The following is a 20157-nucleotide window of genomic DNA, read 5'->3' as shown; positions in this document are numbered from 1 at the left end:
CTGCAAACTGCTTTCTAACTTCTAATAATATTTTCTTCTTCGAACAATAATTTGATATTCTCATAAGAATTTTTCAACACTTCCGGGATATCAGCAGGAGAAACCCAGGCTACTTTTTCAATTCCTTCTTCTAATTGCCCTTGTGGTGTTCCTTCAAAGTCAGAGTACATTTCGAACCAATGCGTAATTTTTAATTTATATACCCCGTTGCGTTTAAAAACATGGTAGGTTTTCTGAAGCTTATTTGTAATCTTCAATTGATTTACACCTGTCTCCTCTTCTACCTCCCGAACAGCCGTTTGCTCGATTTCTTCCTTTTTTTCAACACCTCCTTTTGGCAAATCCCATTTCCCATTTCTAAAAATAAACAAAACCTCTCCTTTTTTATTATAAACCAATCCTCCTCCGGCTTTATTCACAGGAATTTTAGCTTTCAAGGTTTTCATAATCTCCTTTTCATCAGGATGATAGAGATAGGCTTTTTGAATTTTATTTTGAAAAATTTTAACTATAATTTGCTTGATATCAATACTTTCCAATAAAAACAACTGAAAATCCGTCTCTTTTGAGATTTTATTTGTCAAAAAAAGTGGTTTGTCGTTCACAAAAACTTTATACATTTGTACTATGATTTTTAATAAAGATACAGCCGAAAAAACAGCCGAATTGCTTTTACAAATAAATGCAATTAAATTGAATCCTGAAAATTCTTTTACATGGGCTTCAGGATGGAAATCACCTATATATTGTGATAACCGTCTAATACTTTCATTTCCTGCCATAAGAAATTATGTAAGAGATGAATTTGCAAAACACATTGAGAAACAATTTGGAAAACCAGACGTAATTGCCGGAGTAGCTACCGGAGCTATCGGAATTGGTATGCTCGTTGCTGAAAGCATGGGATTACCATTTGTTTATGTGCGTCCTGAACCTAAAAAACACGGTCGTCAAAATCAGGTGGAAGGTTTTTTACAAAAAGGACAAAATGTAGTTGTCGTAGAAGATTTAATTAGTACAGGAAACAGTAGTTTGCTTGCTGTTGAAGCTTTGCGCGCTGCAGGTGCCAATATTAAAGGTATGGCAGCCATTTTCACTTACGGATTTGACGTAGCCGAAGAAAACTTTAAAAAAGCTAAATTAGACTTATACACTTTAAGTAATTATCAAAATCTTTTGAATTTAGCTGTAGCCAAAAACTACATTACTGAAAAAGAAGAAAGCACCTTAAGAGAATGGAGTGTTACTCCGTCGACCTGGGGACAGTTAGAGACTAAATAAAACAATGAATATGAATTTAGAAAGTCCTAAGGTTAACGTTGAAAAATCGGCTGAAGAATTGTTCGGTTTATTAACCGAAATGAAAAATTTCGAAAAATTAATGCCTGAAAACATTGCTAAGTTTGAAGTAATTGGAGACGATTCTTTTCTTTTTGGCCTAAAAGGAATGCCTGAAATTCAATTAAAAGTAACCGAAAAAACAGCTCCCAACAAAATTGTTTTTGGCGCTGCAAATGATAAGGTTCCTTTTACTCTGATAACAAATATCGAGAGTATTTCTGCCAATTCAAGCGCAGTAAAACTAGATTTTGAAGGAAGTTTCAACCCAATGATGGCTATGATGGTAAAAGGTCCTATTGGAAAATTCATCGAAACATTAGCCAATAATATCCCAAAACTGTGATTTAAGTTTTTTCAAACCCACATATAAAAAACGCCTCAAGTTTGAGGCGTTTTTTTTATATTCTGTATCAACCATTTTTGTTTTCTTAAAAACACAGATTCTTATTAAGAATTATGAATAAAATTGAAAAATCAACAAAAATTTAATACTTACATCCTAATAAAATACAAGATAAATGTTTAAATTTAATACACAAAGTTGCTTTTAACCAATATTACTAATTTAAACAGATTCATCATGAGCTTATTAAAAGACAATATTATTCCCGGAGAACACGGAAAAGTCTTTGGCACTAATGCCAATGAAGAAATGGAGCTGGTTGAAATAAAAAACAAACTCTTAGACCTGGATGGTATTACCGAAGTCCATATTAACAATTCCATTTTCCCTAAAGAATTTACTGTATTTACAAACAAAGTAATCAGTGTAGAAGAAGTTGAAAAATCAGTAAAATCCATTGGCTATCACGCCATTCCTAAAGAGATTATATAAGACTACACTATCAAAAAACAACGTTTCTTTGGAATACTAAAATCCTTTGAGACGTTATTTTTGTTTTAAAACATAACACTTATTTGATTTTATTATCGTAATATTGCAATATAAATATATAGCGATGGGAATTACTAAAACAACCTATTTTACCGACGAACAAAACGAACTGGCCATCCTGACCAAAGCAATGGGACACCCGGCTCGTATAGCCATAATTCAGCATCTAATTAAAGTAAACAGCTGTATTTGCGGAGATATTGTAAACGAATTACCTCTGGCTCAGCCTACTGTTTCCCAACATTTAAAGGAATTAAAAAATGCAGGCTTAATTAAAGGTAATTTTGAAGGAAACGCAATTTGTTATTGTCTTGACGAAAATGGTTTTAACAAAATAAAGCATTTTTTCCAGCACATTAACAGCTATTTAGAAAATCAAAAAAATCAATGTTGTTAATTTTTAAATTACAAAATCATGAAACTATCAGAAATAAAAAACATATTAAGCACATTAGAAAATGTTGCTTTTGTATTGGAAAACGGGAATCCGGTTCCTGAACACTTCCATGTAACCGAAATTGGGTTAATCACCAAAAACTTTATCGACTGCGGTGGAACCATTCGAAATGAAAAAACAATCAATTTCCAATTATGGAATGCTAATGACTTTGAGCATCGCTTAAAACCGAAAAAACTCTTAGACATCATTTCTTTATCTGAAAAAACACTGGGAATTGAAGATTACGAAATTGAAGTAGAATACCAAACTGAAACCATCGGCAAATACGACTTAGATTTTAACGGAGAAAATTTTCTTTTACTCAACAAAAAAACAGCTTGTCTAGCTTCAGATCAATGTGGAGTTCCTAATGCTAAACCAAAAATAAAACTGTCTGAAATAAAAAACCAAACTAACTGTTGCACTCCAGGCGGAAGCTGCTGCTAATTATATTGTTAAAATTTAAACTCAAATAAATCTAGAAAATGACTTCAATACAAACCAGCGTATTTCCAGAAATAGAAAAAGTAATCAACAATTTTAATTTCGAAACTATATCCGAAGAACGTAAACTTGTTTTACAACCTTTAATTGATTTTATCCAAAATAAACACAATAATCAGCAAGAAATCAGACTGAATTTAATTTGCACGCACAATTCCAGAAGAAGTCATTTGTCGCAAGTTTGGGCACAAACTGCGGCAGCTTATTATGACATCAAAAATGTATTTTGCTATTCTGGAGGTACCGAAGCAACAGCACTATTCCCGGTTGCAGCACAGACTTTAGCAAAACAAGGTTTTCAAATCCAAACTATTGCCGAAGGAAACAATCCGATTTACACCATAAAATACTCTGAAAACGCACATCCAATTATAGGATTTTCCAAAACCTTTGATAACGAATTCAACCCAAAATCTGAATTTGCAGCAATTTTAACCTGCTCCAGTGCCGATCAGGGCTGCCCTTTTATTGCGGGTGCCGAAAAACGCATCCCAATAACTTTTGAAGATCCAAAAGCTTTTGACAATACACCTCAACAAGCTGAAAAATACGAAGAAAGAAGTATCCAAATTGGAACAGAACTCTTTTATATTTTCTCACAAATAAAAAAATAAGTATGTCAGCAAACAATTGTACACCGGCAGTAGCCCGAAAAAAATTAAGTTTTCTGGACAGCTATTTAACGCTTTGGATTTTTCTGGCTATGGCTATTGGAGTAGGGATTGGAAATTTTATTCCTTCCAGCGGGAATTTTATTAATTCATTTTCAAACGGAACTACCAATATTCCATTGGCAATTGGACTAATATTAATGATGTATCCGCCATTGGCCAAAGTAAAATACGAACAAATGGGCAAGGTGTTTAAAAACACCAAAGTCCTAAGCGCCTCATTGATTTTAAATTGGATTATTGGCCCTGTCCTGATGTTCTTTTTAGCTTTAACTTTCCTAAATGATTATCCCGAATACATGATTGGAGTAATCCTTATCGGATTAGCAAGATGTATCGCCATGGTTGTAGTATGGAATGACCTTGCCGATGGAAACCGGGAATATGCAGCCGGACTTATAGCGTTAAACAGTATTTTTCAAGTACTTCTATATAGTGTTTACGCTTACATCTTCATCACTATACTTCCTCCTTATTTTGGATACACAGGTTTTGAAGTCAACATCAGCATTGCACAAATAGCAGAAAGTGTAGGCATTTATCTGGGAATTCCATTTGCTTTAGGAATCATCAGTCGCTATACTTTAATTCACCTAAAAGGCGAAGATTGGTTTCAAAACAAATATGTTCCAATTATTTCCCCAATTACATTGATTGCTTTATTATTTACCATTATTATAATGTTCAGCCTAAAAGGAGCTTTGATTGTTCAAATTCCTATGGATGTAATACGAATAGCAATTCCATTAGTAATTTACTTCACCATAATGTTTATTGTTAGTTTTTTTACAGGAAAATATTTTGGTGCCGATTATTCTAAAAGTACCGCAATTGCTTTTACAGCTACCGGAAATAATTTCGAACTAGCTATTGCTGTTGCCATTGGTGTTTTTGGAATCAACAGCGGACAGGCTTTTGCCGGAGTTATAGGTCCATTGGTTGAAGTTCCTGCACTAATAGCTTTGGTCAATCTTGCTTTTTGGTTCCAAAAAAGACATTTCCAACACACTTAAGTAATCTTACTTAAGATTCCATTTATTTCAAATTTAACAAAAGCATCAAAATAAGTATATTTTCAAACTTATTTTGATGCTTTTTCGCATTATAATTTATGCTAACCTCCTTTTTAAGCCGTTTTTTCACCTCAAAAAAACCAAAAAAAGCATTTTTAAAGGCCAAGCTGGTAGAAATTGATTAGAAATTAAAAAAAACAGTCGTCATTTTTTACAGATTTTCCATTTTAACCTTCTCCTTTTCACAATATCTCAATTAACAAGCAAAAACAATAATTAAGTATTAAAATTAAGTATTTATACGTATATTTGCTTCGTAATACTTAATAATGATATTATGATTAAAATAATTGTAGTCGGAAACGGCATGGTGGGGTACAAATTTTGTGAAAAATTCATCTCAAAATCTGGACAAGAAAAATATCAAATTACCGTATTTGGTGAAGAACCAAGACGTGCTTATGACCGTGTTCACTTAAGTGAATACTTTGCAGGAAAAACAGCTGAGGATTTATCAATGTCTACCGCAACTTGGTACGAGGAAAATAATATCATACTAAACACTTCTGAACTAGTAACTGATATTCATAAAGAAAATAAAACAATAACCACTCATTTAGAGCAAACATACTCTTACGATTATTTAGTATTAGCAACAGGATCATCTGCTTTTGTTCCGCCAATCGAAGGAGTTGAAAAAGAAGGAGTTTTTGTTTACAGAACCATCGAAGATCTGGATGCAATTATGGCTCACGCCAAAAAAATAAAACAAAACGGCGCTACTGAAGCTGCTGTTCTTGGTGGAGGGTTATTAGGACTTGAGGCTGCAAAAGCTGTACGTGATTTAGGTCTAAACGCTCATGTAGTTGAATTTGCCCCACGCTTAATGCCAAGACAATTAGACAAAGGAGCCAGTAACATGCTTCGTTCAAAAATTGAAGAATTAGGTATTAAAATCCACTTAAGCAAATCAACACAATATATTGACGGTGACAAAGCTATCACCGGAATGATGTTTGAAGAAGAGGAACTTTTAAAAGTGGACATGCTGGTAATTTCAGCCGGTATCAAGCCTAGGGATGAACTAGGAAGAGGTGCAGGCCTTGAAGTGGGTGTTCGCGGTGGTGTTGTGGTAAACAACAAAATGCAAACTTCTGATCCAAATATCTTTGCTATTGGTGAAGTTGCCTTATACAACCACATGATTTACGGATTAGTAGCTCCTGGTTATGAAATGGCTGATGTTGCTGCTGAGCAAATCATGCAAGGTGAAAAAACCATGAGAGAAAGCATCGACATGTCTACTCAATTAAAATTAATTGGAGTTGAAGTAGCTAGTTTTGGTGATCCGTTTATCGAACATCAAGAAGGAACTCCTATTGTTTACGAAAACAAATTAAACGGAATCTATAAAAGAATCAACATCTCTAAAGACGGAAAAGCTTTATTGGGAGGTATCCTTGTAGGTGATTCCAGTGATTACAATACTTTATTCCAAATTTACAGCAACGGAATGGCGATTCCTAAAAACCCTGAAGACCTAATCTTAGGAGCCAGAGGTGGCGAATCTTCATCAATGGGAAGCGCAATGGACTTGCCTGATACAGCTGTAATATGTTCTTGTGAAAACGTAACTAAAGGAAGCATCTGCTGCTCTATTACTGACGGAACTGCTGAAACTTTTGGTGATGTTGTAAAATTAACCAAAGCAACTTCTGGTTGTGGTGGTTGTAAACCAATGGTTGCCGACTTAGTAAAAGATGCTCAAAAATCATTAGGAAAAGAAGTGAAAGATGTAGTTTGTGAGCACTTTGCTTACAGCAGACAAGAATTATATGATATTATCAAAATCAACAAATTCACAAACCACAATGAAGTTTTAGGAACTATAGGTAAAGGAGACGGTTGCGAAGTTTGTCGTCCTGTTCTTTCTTCTATCTTCTCTAGTATTTATAACGACACTGCCAACAAACACGTTACTTCTCAAGATTCAAACGATAGGTTCTTAGCTAATATCCAACGTAACGGAACTTATTCTGTTGTTCCTAGAATGGCTGGTGGAGAAGTTACTGCCGAGAAATTAATCGCCATTGGTGAAGTAGCTAAAGAATATAACTTATACACTAAAATCACAGGTGCTCAACGTGTGGATTTATTTGGTGCCGAATTAAATGATTTACCTGCTATCTGGAAGAAATTAATTGATCACGGTTTTGAAAGTGGTCATGCTTACGGAAAATCATTAAGAGCTGTAAAAAGTTGCGTAGGTAATGCCTGGTGCCGTTACGGAATGGACGACAGTACCACTTTAGCAATCGAACTGGAAAACCGTTACAGAGGAATTCGTTCTCCGCACAAATTAAAAGGAGGAGTTTCAGCTTGTATCAGAGAATGTGCCGAGGCAAGAGGAAAAGATTTTGGAGTTATTGCTGTTGAAGGTGGATGGAATTTATACATCTGTGGAAATGGTGGAGCCAATCCTAAACACGCAGTTCTTTTAGCTGAGCAAATTGATAAAGAAACTGTTTTCAAATACATGGATCGTTTCTTAATGTACTACATCCGTACAGCTGGTCCACTTGTTCGTACTTCTACCTGGTTAGAAAAACTTGAAGGAGGTATTGATTATTTAAAAAATGTAATTATTAACGATAGCTTAGGAATCAACGCTACTCTTGAAGCTGAAATGCAAGGTTTAGTAGATACTTTCGAATGTGAATGGAAACAAGCTATTGAAGATCCTGAAATGATGAAACGTTTCAAACATTTCACAAACTCAGATGATCGCGATGACAACATTGAATACATTCCTTTAAGAGATCAAAAAATGCCTAAATCCTGGTAATTTATACCTACCACTAGATTAAAACAAACAGCAAATTAATTATAATATTTCCAATCTTGCCTTTCCTTCTTTGAAGAGAAAGGCAAGAAAAAATAAAAATTAAACAACATGGAACACGTACTAGACAAATATAATAGCGTAGCGCTAAACGATGTAAAAGTTTGGTTTAAAGCAGGTAAAACTTCTGACTTTCCTGCTGATGGTGGAAACTGTATTAAATACAAAGACAAACAAATTGCAGTAATCAACTTTGAAAGAAGAGGTGAATGGTATGCCTGCCAAAATGTATGTCCTCATAAATTAGAAATGGTGCTTTCAAGAGGAATGATTGGATCAGCAGAAGACACTCCAAAAATTGCCTGTCCAATCCACAAAAAAACCTTTTCATTAAAAGATGGAAGCAACTTAAATGGTGAAGATTATAAAATTGCAACCTATCCTGTAAAAATTGTTGAAGGCGAAGTATTGATTGGCTTTATAGAATAAATATGTATATTTGAAGTATAAAAAACTCCAAATGACAAATACCGCATTCGAACAAGCAAGCCAATGGATTGATGCTGAAAACGCGCAAGATCCAAATATAGAAATACATGAATCCGTAAGTTTTCCAAAAGAACTATTATATTCGAATAGGATGTATGCAAAACTTATGGATTTTCATCCAAGTGCTTCAGAAGAAGTACAAATAGCAGCCAAAGCACAACACATATGCAGATGGAAAATAGCCCGCGAATCGTACCCAATGGATCGTGTAGGTTATTTAAAATGGCGTGAAGAACTAAAAAAATTCCACGCTAAAACAACCGCCTCAATTTTGGAAAAAGCGGGATACGATGCCGATTTTATTGCCAGAGTTTCATTTTTAATTGAAAAAAAACTACTTAAAAAAGACGAAGAAACTCAACTATTAGAAGATGTAATTTGTTTGGTATTCTTAGAGCACTACCTTGCTCCTTTTGTTGAAAAACACGATACCGAAAAGCTTAAAAACATTATTCTGAAAACCTGGAATAAAATGTCTAAAAAAGGACATCAGGCAGCCTTACAAATTAACTACAGTCCTGAAAATCTACAATTAATAAAAGAGGCTCTAGGATTGTAATTTAACTCCATTATGATAAAAGAGGCCAAAGCGTTTTCTGAAAATCTTAATTTTAGAAAATTAAAGCAAATGTACATTTTTGCTTTAATTACTATTGCTATCACCATTCTTTTGAGTCAGTTACTTATTCAGCATAACATTAGCAGCCAGCTCAATGATTCCCGTTTGATTAACATTTCAGGAAAACAAAGAATGCTGAGCCAAAAACTATCCAAAGAAATCCTTATTTTAAATTCTTCTTTGATAGATTCTAATATTGAAGAAGAAATTTCTAATATCAACAAAACACTTAAACTATGGAAATCTACTCACATAGCTCTTGAAAAAGGAAATGATAGTCTTAATTTCCCTAATGAAAAAAGTGTTGCCCTTTCCGAATTATACAAAGACATTAAGCCCAACATTGACAAAATTGACTTTGCAGTTCGAAACTATTTATCTCACGATAGACAAACTTTTTCTAAAGACAAATATCAAGACGAAATAAAAACAATCCTTGACAATGTCGCCATTTTTTTAACAAAAATGAACCGTATTGTAGGTCAGTACGAACACGAGGCTTCTGAGAAAGTAACCCGTCAACGCAATATTGAATATGGGATTTTGAGCTTTACTCTACTGGTTTTACTTTTAGAGTTCCTATATATTTTTAAACCTACCAATAAAAAAATCGAAATTTTAATATCTAAACTTCTGATTTCGGAAAAAAGAGCCATCAAATTAGCTCATGATACGGAAGCCATAAGTATTGCTAAGGAAAACTCAGTAAAAGAATTAAAATCACTGAATTTTGCAATGGAAAATACTTTGCTGTATTGTCGTATTAGCCCACAGGGAAAAATCATCCATATGGGAGAAAAATTCTCTAAACTATTACAATACAATCCATCATTTGACACTGAAAAAAGTTTTTCAAAAGCAATAACCAAAGTTGTAAACGAACAACAGGAAATTGATCAAATTATAGCCGACAAACAAAGAAGCGGTTGGCAAGGCGAACTCAATACAACTGACAGAAACGGAAATAAACTCTGGTTGGATATGTCGATGATTCCTGTTCGAATCAGAAAAGAAGAATCAGAACTATTAGTAATTTGTTTCAACATCACCATTCGTAAAAATGCCGAACTTGAAGTAGAGCGATTGAATCGTGAAAATATTATTGAAAAAATCAATCAGCAAAAGATTATTTCGAGTAAAATTGTTGAAAATCAGGAAAATGAACAAAACCGTATTGCACGCGAAATTCATGACGGTATTGGTCAAATGCTTACTGGACTAAAATTCAGTTTGGAAAGCATTAATCTGGATGACAAAGAAAAATCGGCTCAAAAAATAGAATATCTTAAAAAACTATCATTAGACATAATTAAAGGTGTACGAACAGCAACCTTTAACCTGATGCCACCAGAATTAAGTGATCATGGAATTGTTTCTTCAATTACCAAACTTACTTTAGAATTGGCTAAGCTGACAGGGAAAAATATTCAATTTTATAACAAAACTGATTTTGACCAAAGATTAGATTCTTTAATCGAAATCAATATTTATCGTCTTACTCAGGAAGCTATTAACAATGCGATTAAATATGCCGATTCCTCGCATATTATTGTACAACTGTCACATAGCAATAAAATACTTAGTATTACAATTGATGACAACGGAAAAGGATTTGATATTTCAACTGTCGAAAAAAGACGAAATAGTGAATCCGGAATGGGACTATTGTTTATGAAAGAACGTGTTCAATACATCAACGGAAGAGTTTTCATTAACTCCATACCTGGTGAAGGAACCCGAATCACTTTTAATATTCCTTTATAAATTTGAAATAAAATACGTAAAAAATACGTATATTGCACGACTTTTAATTAAGTAAGTATTTTTTATATTCTTTTTAAAACTAAGTAAGTTATGAACCAAACGATTCGAGTTGTCCTTGCTGATGATCATTTTTTTGTAAGAGATGGTATTAAATCACTTTTAGAAAGCGAAAAAAACATTGTAGTTGTAGGAGAAGCAACTGATGGACTTGAAGCATTAGAAGTGGTTACAACTACAAATCCGGACTTATTAATTGTAGATATCAGAATGCCTCATCATACCGGTATTGAAGTGGTTGAAAAATTACGCAGTCAAAATAATAATGTAAAAATCATTGTGCTTTCAATGCACGAATCTGAAGAATATGTTTTGAAATCTATCAAAGCAGGTGCTGACGGTTACTTACTAAAAGGTTCCAGTAAAGAAGAATTCTTAAAAGCTCTTCACGCTGTAGCTAATGGAGGAAAATACTTTACAGGAGATATTTCGTCTATCTTAATTAATCAATTGACTAATTCTACAACTTCTCTAGACCCAAAACCGGCTCTTACCGAAGATTTGACTATTACCAAAAGAGAAAAAGAAATCTTAACCTTATTATTATCCGGCAAAGGAAATAAAGAAATTGCTGAGGCTTTAGAGATTAGTAAACGTACTGCCGAAGTACATCGTTTTAATCTGATGAAAAAACTGAAAGTTAAAAATCTGATGGAACTTTCAAACAAAGCTACTGAGTATTCTTTGATATAATAAGCATCAATCTTATATAAATCCTGTTTTCTGGTTTAGACTAGAAAACAGGATTTTTTATTTGTATATAATCCAGACTAAAAAACGTATTACATAATTCTGTTCTATTCCAACTCCAAACTTAACTTTCAAGAATCAATAAAACTTTTAAAACAATAAACCAAAATTTAGAATCAAACAACAGGAAACCGACTATTTATTCACTTTGAATCAAAAATACGTATAAATATACGTATTTTTACTTAATTATTTTTCAAAACCTGCGTTTTCGCAGCTTTTTTCTAGTCTATACTACATAGATTTGCTTAAAAATACAGGTATCATGAAAAACACAAATCCCCTTTCAAAGTCACACAGAATGTTATTTCTAAATACATTGGCTTTTACCGTTTGTTTTGCTTGCTGGACACTTAATGGTGTATTAGTAACTTACTTAGTTGACAAAGGTATTTTCAATTGGAGCGTTGTACAAGTAGGATGGTTACTTGGAATACCAATTTTAACAGGATCGATAATGCGTTTACCCATGGGGATTCTAACAGATAAATTTGGCGGAAAATACGTATTCTCTTTTTTGCTATTGCTATGTTCGATTCCATTATTTTTACTTCCAACAGCACATAGCTTTTTGATGTTTGCTATTTTAAGTTTTTTATTTGGAATGGTAGGAACAGGATTTGCTGTGGGTGTTGGTTATACTTCTATATGGTACCCTAAAGAATGGCAGGGAAGAGCTTTAGGTATTTTCGGAATGGGAAATGCAGGAGCGGCTATCACTACTTTTATTGCTCCTTCTTTATTGAACCAGTTTTCAGCCGACGATCCGGAAAACGGATGGAAAATCCTGCCACTTATCTACGGAGCTGTCTTATTAATAATTGGTCTTATCTTTTTAGTATTTGCCGAAAACAAAAAATTAGAGAAATCTACTAAGACGATTCCTCAAATGTTAGGTACTTTGAAAAACGTTAGGGTATGGCGTTTTGGAACTTACTATTTCTTAGTATTCGGATGCTTTGTAGCTTACTCTCAATGGTTGTTACCCAACTTTATGAATGTATACCAAACCAGCTTAGTTATGGGGGGAATGTTTGCTACAATGTTTAGCTTACCTTCAGGAGTAATTCGTGCCTTTGGCGGATACTTATCAGACAAATACGGAGCCAGAAAAGTAATGTACTGGGTACTGGGTTCATCGGTAATATTAAGCGCTTTGTTAATGGTGCCAAAAATGGAAATCACCACAGCAGGAGCAGGAATCATGGCTAAAAAAGCAGGTACGGTTACCGAAGTTTCAACAACAAATATAAAAGTAGGTGAAACCAATATTCCACTGGAAGCTAAAAAAGAAATCGTATCCGATGGAAGTTCTATTTTCCCTAGCAAAACATCCTGGCAGGAAGTAATTGTAAAAGAAAACCAAGAGGTTGTTAAAAAAGAATTATTAGCTAAAGGAATCACTAAAATCAATTTTGATGCTAATATGTGGGTTTATCTGGTTTTGGTAATCCTGATTGGTATTTCCTGGGGAATTGGAAAAGCAGCCGTTTACAAACACATTCCTGAGTATTTCCCTTCGGAAGTAGGTGTTGTAGGTGGAATGGTAGGACTATTAGGTGGTTTAGGTGGATTCTGCGGACCTATTATCTTTAGCTACTTACTTACTGCTACCGGATTGTGGTCCAGTTCCTGGATATTCATTTTACTATTCTCTATCATCTGTTTGGTTTGGATGCACATCACTATCACGAATATGATGAACAAAAACCAACCGGAATTATCTAAACAAATAGATGTTGTAAAATAATCTTATTATTTCCATCAAATTAAAAAATGCAGCACTCTTAAGCTTAAAGATGCTGCATTTTTTTGCTAACAAGACACTTAACCAATTGTCATTATCATTAACTTAGTAGAACTAAACGTTATGATTATGAAAACCTTATCTCTTTTCATTATCCTGTTAATGATACCATCTTGTGTTTCAAAAAAATATACTAAGATAAAACAGCTGCCTGATGGAATAAAATCAGCAACAGAGGAACTGTATCTGGTAAGTAATAATCAAAAAAAGCTTTTGTATAAAAAGCACATGAATTTTACAAAAAATGGACGAATTAAAAACTCTGTAACAACCGATTCTACAGGGAAGCTTTTACAAACAACCGAAAAAAGATTATGGTTTATTGTAGAATCCTATCCTGACAAAGAAAACTATTATTGCAAAACCAGATGGAAACCTAATCTAAGAGAACGTATCAGTTGCTATACCAGAAAACAATTCAAACAAAACGAAGCTATTTTTTATTATAATCCGGATGGAACAATTAACAAAATTACAGACCACTTCCCTCCTTTTTATAGTCAATACTATCGATACACGAATCAAATGCTCTCTAATATTATTATTAAGGATACAAACGATAACTTAATCGATGAGATTGTAATTAACTGCATCAAAAAAGACGAAAAAGGAAGCTGTTTGCAAGAAAGCAGAATATCAACTAAAACGAACCGGACAGAAGAACTCCTCTTACACCCTAACTACAATTAACCTATAAGATTTGTCTTTATTGAACGCAAAAATCAAATATGAATTTTCAGCTGAGGTCTGGCAACATGCTTCGCCTGGAGGCTGGTATTTTATTTCTTTACCTTCAACTATGGCTTTCGAAATCCGAACAGCACTACAATCAGAAGAAGAAGGCTGGGGAAGATTAAAAGCCGTTGCAAAAACAGGAAACAGCGAATGGAAAACTGCCATTTGGTTTGATACCAAAATGGACACCTATTTACTCCCTTTAAAAGCAGAAATACGTAAAAAAGAAGCCATTACAGTCGGAAAAACAATTCAGATAACACTTTGGTTCTAATTTTTTAAATAATAGAACAAATAGTTCGTTTACTTTCAATTTTATTTTTTTTTAATATTACCCTCTGGTTCAAAACTAAAAATTGTAATTTTAATTAAGATTTTAACAATGCTGAAAGCAAATCGTTTTTTAAAATTTGTTTTTAACTAAATTATTCCAAAATGGAAACCCCAAATGATCTCATCACTCTTTTACCGCCTGATTTAATCAAATTTATTTTAGTGGTCCTGTTTTCACTATTAATTGGATTAGAACAGCGAAGACAATTTTTAAATTCAAGTATAGGCAGCCGCTTTGGGACCGATAGAACTTTTACTCTTATTGGTATTTTAGGTTTTATACTTTTCAAATTAGACCCCCACACATTAATTCCTTTCTTAGGTGGCGGCTTGGTTTTAGGACTGTTTCTGGCAGTGTTTTATTTCAATAAAAGTGCACAACAAAAAAAATTCAGCATAACATCCATTGTTGTAGCACTCATTACCTTTTGTCTTGCTCCTTTGATTTACACCCAAGCCGATTGGTTGGTTATTCTAATTGTAGTTTCGGTTTTAATTTTGGTAGAAATCAAAGAAGCTCTTTTTGATTTTTCAAAAAAAATAGATGACAACGAATTCATCACTTTGGCCAAATTTTTAGTCATAGCCGGAGTAATTTTACCATTATTACCTAACACTCCTTTTTCAGATACAATAACTATTTCCCCTTATAAATTTTGGGTGGCTATTGTAGCCGTTTCCGGCATTTCTTATTTTAGTTATTTACTACAAAAATTTGTCTTTCCAAAATCGGGAATTTTACTTACCGGAATTCTGGGGGGATTGTACAGCAGTACAGCAACAACTTTTATTTTGGCCAAAAAAAGTAAAGAATCGGATAGAGATTTCAAAATAACCGCTGCCATTATTCTGGCTACAACAATGATGTTCATCCGGATTTTCATCCTTGCCTATTTATTTAACAAATCAATTGCCCTGCAACTGGCCCCTACCCTGAGTATTCTTGCTATTATTTCTGCTTCGATTGCTCTATACTTTATTTGGGCTGATTCTAATCAACTCAACAAACTGTCGCAACAATCGGAAATTAACTCCTTGTCCAATCCTCTTGAATTTAAAACCTCTTTGGTATTTGGAATTCTATTTATTGTTTTTGCATTTTTAACTGGTTTTATCAATACACAATACGGAACATCAGGAATTCAAATTCTATCCTTTGCTGTAGGAGTAACCGATATTGATCCTTTTATTATCAATATTTTTCAAAGCAAATGGAGCATTAATGAAGGAATTTTAGCCACTGCTGTTATCAATGCCGTAACAAGCAATAATCTGTTAAAAATGATATACGCTATGAGTCTTTCTAAAAAAAGTATTAATAAACCAATTCTTTTTAGCTTTAGTATACTTATAATTACCGGTTTAGTAGTCTCTTTTCTATTTTAAGATCAGAAAATATAGAAAAAACACAAGCGCAAACTTTTCTTATTACATCTAAAATATTTTACTATATTTGAATCCTTAGTAAGATTTTTATGTATAATACTTTGTAAATAATACAAACAAAACCTTCTAAAATATAATGGAGACCAGATACCATTAAAACGGGGCGAAAACGAAAAGCCATATGAGTAGTACTAATAAATAAAAAATTAATGGAAGCACAAAAGGTAGATATGTTTATCATGACAAATGCTAAATTTTTCGAAAGTCATCACCTTAATTCAATCAGAGACAGACTAATTAATTTAGACGATTCTAAATGGCCTTTAATATCAACACTTCAGTTAAAAGATCCAACTACTAGTTTAATTGTTTCTATTTTAGCTGGTTCTCTTGGTATAGATCGCTTTATTATTGGAGATACAGGTCTTGGAGTTGGAAAATTATTAACCTGTGGTGGTTTTGGAATTTGGGCAATCATTGATTGGTTTATGATACAAGGTGCTACAAGAGAAAAAAACATGCAAAAATTGCAACAATTTCTGTATTAATGAAATTAAGCAGAAATAAATTATATTCTATAATTTTTATAAGCTGTTTAACAGGGTATATTTGGTTGTATTATGTATCAACACAAAACAGGACTAACAATCCATCAATTGAAGCTTGTTTTATAAAACACTCTTTAAATATACCCTGCCCTTCTTGTGGAGCAACACGCTCGATACTTTCTTTAATCAAAGGTAATTTTACTGAAGCTTTTTTCATCAATCCATTAGGTTATATCATACTAACAATTATGATCTTAGCTCCAATATGGATCATTTACGATGTAAACTCAAATAGAAGTACTTTCTTTAAATTCTATCAAAATACAGAGTCTTTTTTAAGAAAACCAAAATATGCAATACCACTAATTTTTATAGTAATTATTAACTGGATTTGGAATATCACTAAAGAACTATGACACAAACATCTACATTTAGTTATACGCCCGGAGAACACGAGGCTGAAAAAGCATCAAATAGTTATTTAATGTCATTAATAGCTCTTATTGCTGGTTTGCCCTTACCTATTATCAATCTTATTGCAACATTAATTTTTTATATCGGAAATCGCAAAGGAACTTATTTTGTTCGATGGCATTGTACACAGGCGTTACTCTCACAATTCTCAATGCTATTCATTAATAGTTTTGGTTTTTGGTGGACAATTTCCATTATTTTTACAGATGAAACCATTACAAGTAAATACATTGCATATCTAATTACTGCCTTCATCTTTAATTTAACCGAATTTATTGCAACAATCTACACTGCGATTCAAACTAGAAAAGGAATCCATGTTGAATGGTGGTTTTATGGTAGTCTGACCAATTTAATTTGCAAATCAAAACAATGAAAAAACTCATAATACAAAGTTTTACCGGAGTGCTGTTATTTTTCTTAACCTGGTTTGCCTTAGCCCAAATTAATTGGGTTTCAATTTTTAATACCGATAAAGCTACCGACAAAACAGAAGAAAAATTAGGAACTCTTTTTTGGGATATCATCAAAAAAACAGAGAAAGAAAACAAAACGTCATCTGTAACTGCTACAGTGGATACAATTGTAAACAAAATATGTGTAGCCAATGCAATTGACCGAAAATCAATCAAAGTTCATATCATTGAAAAAAATGAAATCAACGCTTTTGCTTTGCCTAACGGACATTTAGTTATTTATAGTGCTCTACTGGCAAATTCGGACAACCCTGAAGAACTTAGTGGCGTAATTTGTCACGAAATTGCACATATAGAACTTAATCATGTTTTTAAAAAATTAATTAAAGAGGTAGGGATTTCGGTTTTAATTTCAACATCTACTGGAAATAGAAATACCGAAGTAATTCAGGAAACACTAAAAACACTATCCTCTACTGCTTTTGACAGAGGATTAGAAAAAGAAGCCGATATTAAAGCTGTGGATTATCTGGTCAACACAAAAATAAATCCCGAAGCTTTTGCCAATTTTCTCTATAAACTATCTGATTCCGAGAAGAAAACAGCAAAATACCTGACATGGATAAGCACACATCCGGAATCAAAAGAAAGATCTAAATATATAGTTGAGTATTGTAAAAAAAAGAATGCCAATTACAAGAAAATTCTAAACACAAAAAACTGGAACAAAATGCAAGAGGATTTAAAGATTGCAACTCAAAATTGATTTTGTAATTTTTATGCCAAATAAAAAAGAGACCACCCTTTTGAGACAATCTCTCTATTTTATTGATAATTGGATTGTCATCTTTTTCATTTTAATATTTTTCTTACCAACCAATACAACTTTTCAATATCTTTGAAAGAAAAGCAATTAAATTATTTTGCATTATAAACAAAAGAGTAAATAACAAAAAGAAAAATTATGGGATTATTTTCAGCTTTACTTGGAAACGCAGGAACAGTGAGCCAGGAAGATTTGCAAAAAGATTATGGCAAATTATTAATAAACGGAGAAGAAATAGAATTGGGTTTCAAACTCATCAGAGATGTATTTATTTTTACTAACAAAAGACTTATTCTGGTTGACAAACAAGGCCTAACCGGAAGTAAAGTGGAATACAAATCCATTTCATACAAAAGCATCAGCCGTTTCAGTATAGAAACTGCGGGCACATTTGATTTGGATGCTGAATTAAAAATTTGGGTTTCCAGCGAACAAGTCCCAAGCATCAGAAAACAATTTAACAAATCAGTTAATGTTTATGATGTACACCAGGTATTAGCAACACATGTATTGAAATAGAAACTTTTGAAAAACAAAAAAGACTGTCAAAGGACAGTCTTTTTTCGTTTATCATTAAAAGCAAATTATCTTGAATAATTTGGAGCTTCTTTAGTAATAGTTACGTTATGAGGATGACTTTCAGAAATCCCGCTTGAAGTCAAACGTACAAAACGTCCTGTTGCTTGCAAAGTAGCGATATCCTGAGCTCCGCAATATCCCATTCCGGCACGCAAACCTCCAATAAATTGCAACATACTTTCGTTTAATTCTCCTTTGTAAGGCACACGACCAACAATTCCTTCCGGAACTAATTTCTTAACATCGTCTTCTACATCCTGGAAATAACGGTCTTTAGAACCTGTTTGCATTGCTTCAACAGATCCCATTCCTCTGTATGATTTGAATTTTCTTCCTTCAAAAATGATAGTTTCTCCCGGAGATTCTTTAGTTCCTGCTAAAAGAGAACCTAACATTACACAGTCAGCACCGGCAGCAATAGCCTTAGGAATATCTCCTGTATAACGAATTCCACCATCGGCAATTACAGGAACTCCAGAACCTTTAATAGCAGCAGCTACTTCTAAAACAGCTGAAAACTGTGGAAAACCAACACCTGCAACTACACGGGTAGTACAGATAGAACCAGGTCCAATACCAACTTTAACTCCGTCAGCACCATTATCAACTAAATATTGAGCTGCTTCCGGTGTAGCTATATTTCCAACAACAACATCTAAATCTGGGAATTGCGCTTTAACCGCTTTTAAAACATCAACCACTCCTTTAGTATGTCCGTGAGCAGTATCAATAATTACAGCATCTACTCCTGCATTTACTAAAGCAGTTGCTCTTTCAACGGCATCAGCAGTAACACCTAGAGCAGCAGCTACACGCAAACGTCCGTATTTATCTTTGTTAGCATTTGGTTTTTGATTTAATTTAGTAATATCTCTAAATGTAATCAAACCTACTAATTTATTGTCTTTGTCTATTACAGGAAGTTTCTCGATTTTATGACCTTGTAAAACTACTTCAGCTTCTGCTAACGAAGTTCCTTCAGCAACAGTTACTAAGTTGTCCTTAGTCATTACCTCAACAATTGGACGCGTACTGTTTTTCTCAAAACGTAAATCACGGTTGGTAACAATTCCTTTTAATGTTTGATTTTCATCAACAACAGGAATACCACCAATACCGTATTCTTTCATAGCTAATTTTGCATCAGCAACAGTAGCTGTAAGTGGCAAAGTAACCGGATCAATGATCATCCCTGACTCAGCACGTTTTACTTTACGTACTTTTGCAGCTTGCTGCTCAATAGTCATGTTTTTATGTAAAACACCTATTCCTCCTTCTTGCGCCATAGCAATAGCCATAGAACTTTCAGTTACTGTATCCATAGCAGCAGATACAATAGGAACGTTAAGTGTTATGTTTCTTGAGAATTTTGTTTTGATACTCACTTCGCGAGGAAGCACTTGTGAGTAATTTGGAACTAATAATACATCATCGTAAGTTAAACCTTCTCCGATAATCTTTGAATTGTGTGCTATCATGTTGCAATTTCTAGTTGAATTGCGTGCAAATATAGCAAATTATTTTGATTTATTAAATTTGAATTTTAATTTAATTCAGGAGCAAATTCAAATCTTTTATTAGTATTATTAGTGCTATAAAAAACAGTTAC

The 20157-nt window shown here is 33.4% G+C and carries 24 protein-coding genes; 21 read left to right on the top strand and 3 right to left on the bottom strand.

Translation table 11 applies throughout. The features are described 5' to 3' along the window. Positions 1-14 precede the first annotated feature (14 nt). Positions 15-620 (bottom strand): NUDIX hydrolase, encoded by a 606-nt coding sequence (locus BLR17_RS08370; RefSeq protein ID WP_066324304.1) that lies wholly within the window; start codon positions 618-620, stop codon positions 15-17. 7 nt (positions 621-627) lie between these two features. Between BLR17_RS08370 and pyrE the strand changes: the two genes are divergently transcribed. From pyrE to BLR17_RS08285, 17 genes are all read left to right on the top strand, one after another. Then, positions 628-1281, top strand: coding sequence for an orotate phosphoribosyltransferase (gene pyrE, locus BLR17_RS08365; protein ID WP_066324301.1), 654 nt, complete (start codon positions 628-630; stop codon positions 1279-1281). A 10-nt stretch (positions 1282-1291) separates the two neighbouring features. Next, positions 1292-1684 carry an orotate phosphoribosyltransferase gene (locus BLR17_RS08360; RefSeq protein WP_066324298.1) on the top strand — a complete coding sequence of 131 codons (393 nt, stop codon included), beginning with the start codon at positions 1292-1294 and terminating at the stop codon, positions 1682-1684. 237 nt (positions 1685-1921) lie between these two features. Then, positions 1922-2176 carry a heavy-metal-associated domain-containing protein gene (locus tag BLR17_RS08355; protein WP_066324295.1) on the top strand — a complete coding sequence of 85 codons (255 nt, stop codon included), beginning with the start codon at positions 1922-1924 and terminating at the stop codon, positions 2174-2176. A 124-nt stretch (positions 2177-2300) separates the two neighbouring features. Further along, positions 2301-2633 (top strand): ArsR/SmtB family transcription factor, encoded by a 333-nt coding sequence (locus tag BLR17_RS08350; RefSeq protein ID WP_066324292.1) that lies wholly within the window; start codon positions 2301-2303, stop codon positions 2631-2633. 18 nt (positions 2634-2651) lie between these two features. Then, entirely contained in the window at positions 2652-3122 is a 471-nt protein-coding gene (locus BLR17_RS08345; protein WP_066324290.1) for a DUF6428 family protein, read from the top strand. A gap of 38 nt (positions 3123-3160) precedes the next feature. After that, positions 3161-3793, top strand: a complete 633-nt coding sequence (locus BLR17_RS08340; protein ID WP_066324288.1) for an arsenate-mycothiol transferase ArsC — start codon at positions 3161-3163, stop codon at positions 3791-3793. A gap of 2 nt (positions 3794-3795) precedes the next feature. Then, a complete protein-coding gene (arsB, locus tag BLR17_RS08335) occupies positions 3796-4863 on the top strand; it encodes an ACR3 family arsenite efflux transporter (protein ID WP_066324286.1) in 1068 nt (355 codons plus the stop codon). Positions 4864-5200: 337 nt separating this feature from the next. Further along, positions 5201-7708, top strand: a complete 2508-nt coding sequence (gene nirB, locus BLR17_RS08330; protein ID WP_066324284.1) for a nitrite reductase large subunit NirB — start codon at positions 5201-5203, stop codon at positions 7706-7708. Positions 7709-7816: 108 nt separating this feature from the next. Further along, on the top strand, positions 7817-8194 hold the full coding sequence (gene nirD, locus BLR17_RS08325) for a nitrite reductase small subunit NirD (protein WP_066324282.1): 378 nt from the start codon (positions 7817-7819) through the stop codon (positions 8192-8194). A gap of 31 nt (positions 8195-8225) precedes the next feature. After that, positions 8226-8813, top strand: coding sequence for a DUF4202 domain-containing protein (locus BLR17_RS08320; RefSeq protein ID WP_066324280.1), 588 nt, complete (start codon positions 8226-8228; stop codon positions 8811-8813). Between the two features lie 12 nt (positions 8814-8825). Next, entirely contained in the window at positions 8826-10637 is a 1812-nt protein-coding gene (locus BLR17_RS08315) for an ATP-binding protein (protein ID WP_066324279.1), read from the top strand. A gap of 90 nt (positions 10638-10727) precedes the next feature. Continuing rightward, positions 10728-11387, top strand: coding sequence for a response regulator transcription factor (locus tag BLR17_RS08310; protein WP_066324277.1), 660 nt, complete (start codon positions 10728-10730; stop codon positions 11385-11387). Between the two features lie 322 nt (positions 11388-11709). Continuing rightward, a complete protein-coding gene (locus tag BLR17_RS08305; protein ID WP_066324275.1) occupies positions 11710-13194 on the top strand; it encodes an MFS transporter in 1485 nt (494 codons plus the stop codon). A 126-nt stretch (positions 13195-13320) separates the two neighbouring features. Continuing rightward, positions 13321-13941: a hypothetical protein gene (locus tag BLR17_RS08300; protein WP_139068308.1), complete on the top strand. Its 621-nt coding sequence runs from the start codon at positions 13321-13323 to the stop codon at positions 13939-13941. Positions 13942-13960: 19 nt separating this feature from the next. Then, the gene (locus BLR17_RS08295; protein ID WP_217635885.1) at positions 13961-14260 is read left to right on the top strand and encodes a DUF1905 domain-containing protein; all 300 of its coding nucleotides are present in this window, start codon (positions 13961-13963) and stop codon (positions 14258-14260) included. Between the two features lie 161 nt (positions 14261-14421). Next, complete coding sequence (locus BLR17_RS08290; RefSeq protein WP_066324264.1) at positions 14422-15705, top strand: MgtC/SapB family protein; 1284 nt, start codon at positions 14422-14424, stop codon at positions 15703-15705. A gap of 209 nt (positions 15706-15914) precedes the next feature. After that, on the top strand, positions 15915-16253 hold the full coding sequence (locus tag BLR17_RS08285; protein ID WP_066324262.1) for a TM2 domain-containing protein: 339 nt from the start codon (positions 15915-15917) through the stop codon (positions 16251-16253). 70 nt (positions 16254-16323) lie between these two features. Here the strand turns inward: BLR17_RS08285 and BLR17_RS16580 are convergent, their stop codons facing one another. Further along, complete coding sequence (locus BLR17_RS16580; protein ID WP_245683124.1) at positions 16324-16470, bottom strand: hypothetical protein; 147 nt, start codon at positions 16468-16470, stop codon at positions 16324-16326. On the opposite strand from BLR17_RS16580, the gene BLR17_RS16660 reads away from it, so the two are divergent. From BLR17_RS16660 to BLR17_RS08265, 4 genes are all read left to right on the top strand, one after another. Next, on the top strand, positions 16427-16669 hold the full coding sequence (locus BLR17_RS16660; RefSeq protein WP_368482849.1) for a hypothetical protein: 243 nt from the start codon (positions 16427-16429) through the stop codon (positions 16667-16669). The genes BLR17_RS16580 and BLR17_RS16660 overlap by 44 nt on opposite strands. Further along, complete coding sequence (locus BLR17_RS08275) at positions 16666-17103, top strand: magnetosome magnetite crystal formation protein family (protein WP_066324258.1); 438 nt, start codon at positions 16666-16668, stop codon at positions 17101-17103. The genes BLR17_RS16660 and BLR17_RS08275 overlap by 4 nt, the downstream gene beginning before the upstream one ends. Further along, positions 17100-17909, top strand: coding sequence for a M48 family metallopeptidase (locus tag BLR17_RS08270; RefSeq protein ID WP_066324255.1), 810 nt, complete (start codon positions 17100-17102; stop codon positions 17907-17909). Before BLR17_RS08275 ends, BLR17_RS08270 begins: the two co-directional genes overlap by 4 nt. Positions 17910-18107: 198 nt before the next feature. After that, complete coding sequence (locus BLR17_RS08265; RefSeq protein ID WP_066324252.1) at positions 18108-18488, top strand: PH domain-containing protein; 381 nt, start codon at positions 18108-18110, stop codon at positions 18486-18488. A gap of 65 nt (positions 18489-18553) precedes the next feature. Here the strand turns inward: BLR17_RS08265 and guaB are convergent, their stop codons facing one another. Continuing rightward, positions 18554-20026, bottom strand: a complete 1473-nt coding sequence (gene guaB / locus BLR17_RS08260; protein ID WP_066324249.1) for an IMP dehydrogenase — start codon at positions 20024-20026, stop codon at positions 18554-18556. Positions 20027-20157 lie beyond the last annotated feature (131 nt).

Origin of the sequence: Flavobacterium glycines, assembly GCF_900100165.1 — a bacterium.
Taxonomy (GTDB): domain Bacteria; phylum Bacteroidota; class Bacteroidia; order Flavobacteriales; family Flavobacteriaceae; genus Flavobacterium; species Flavobacterium glycines.
Note: the sequence above shows the minus strand (reverse complement) of the source record. Positions and strands in the feature narration are given on the sequence as shown.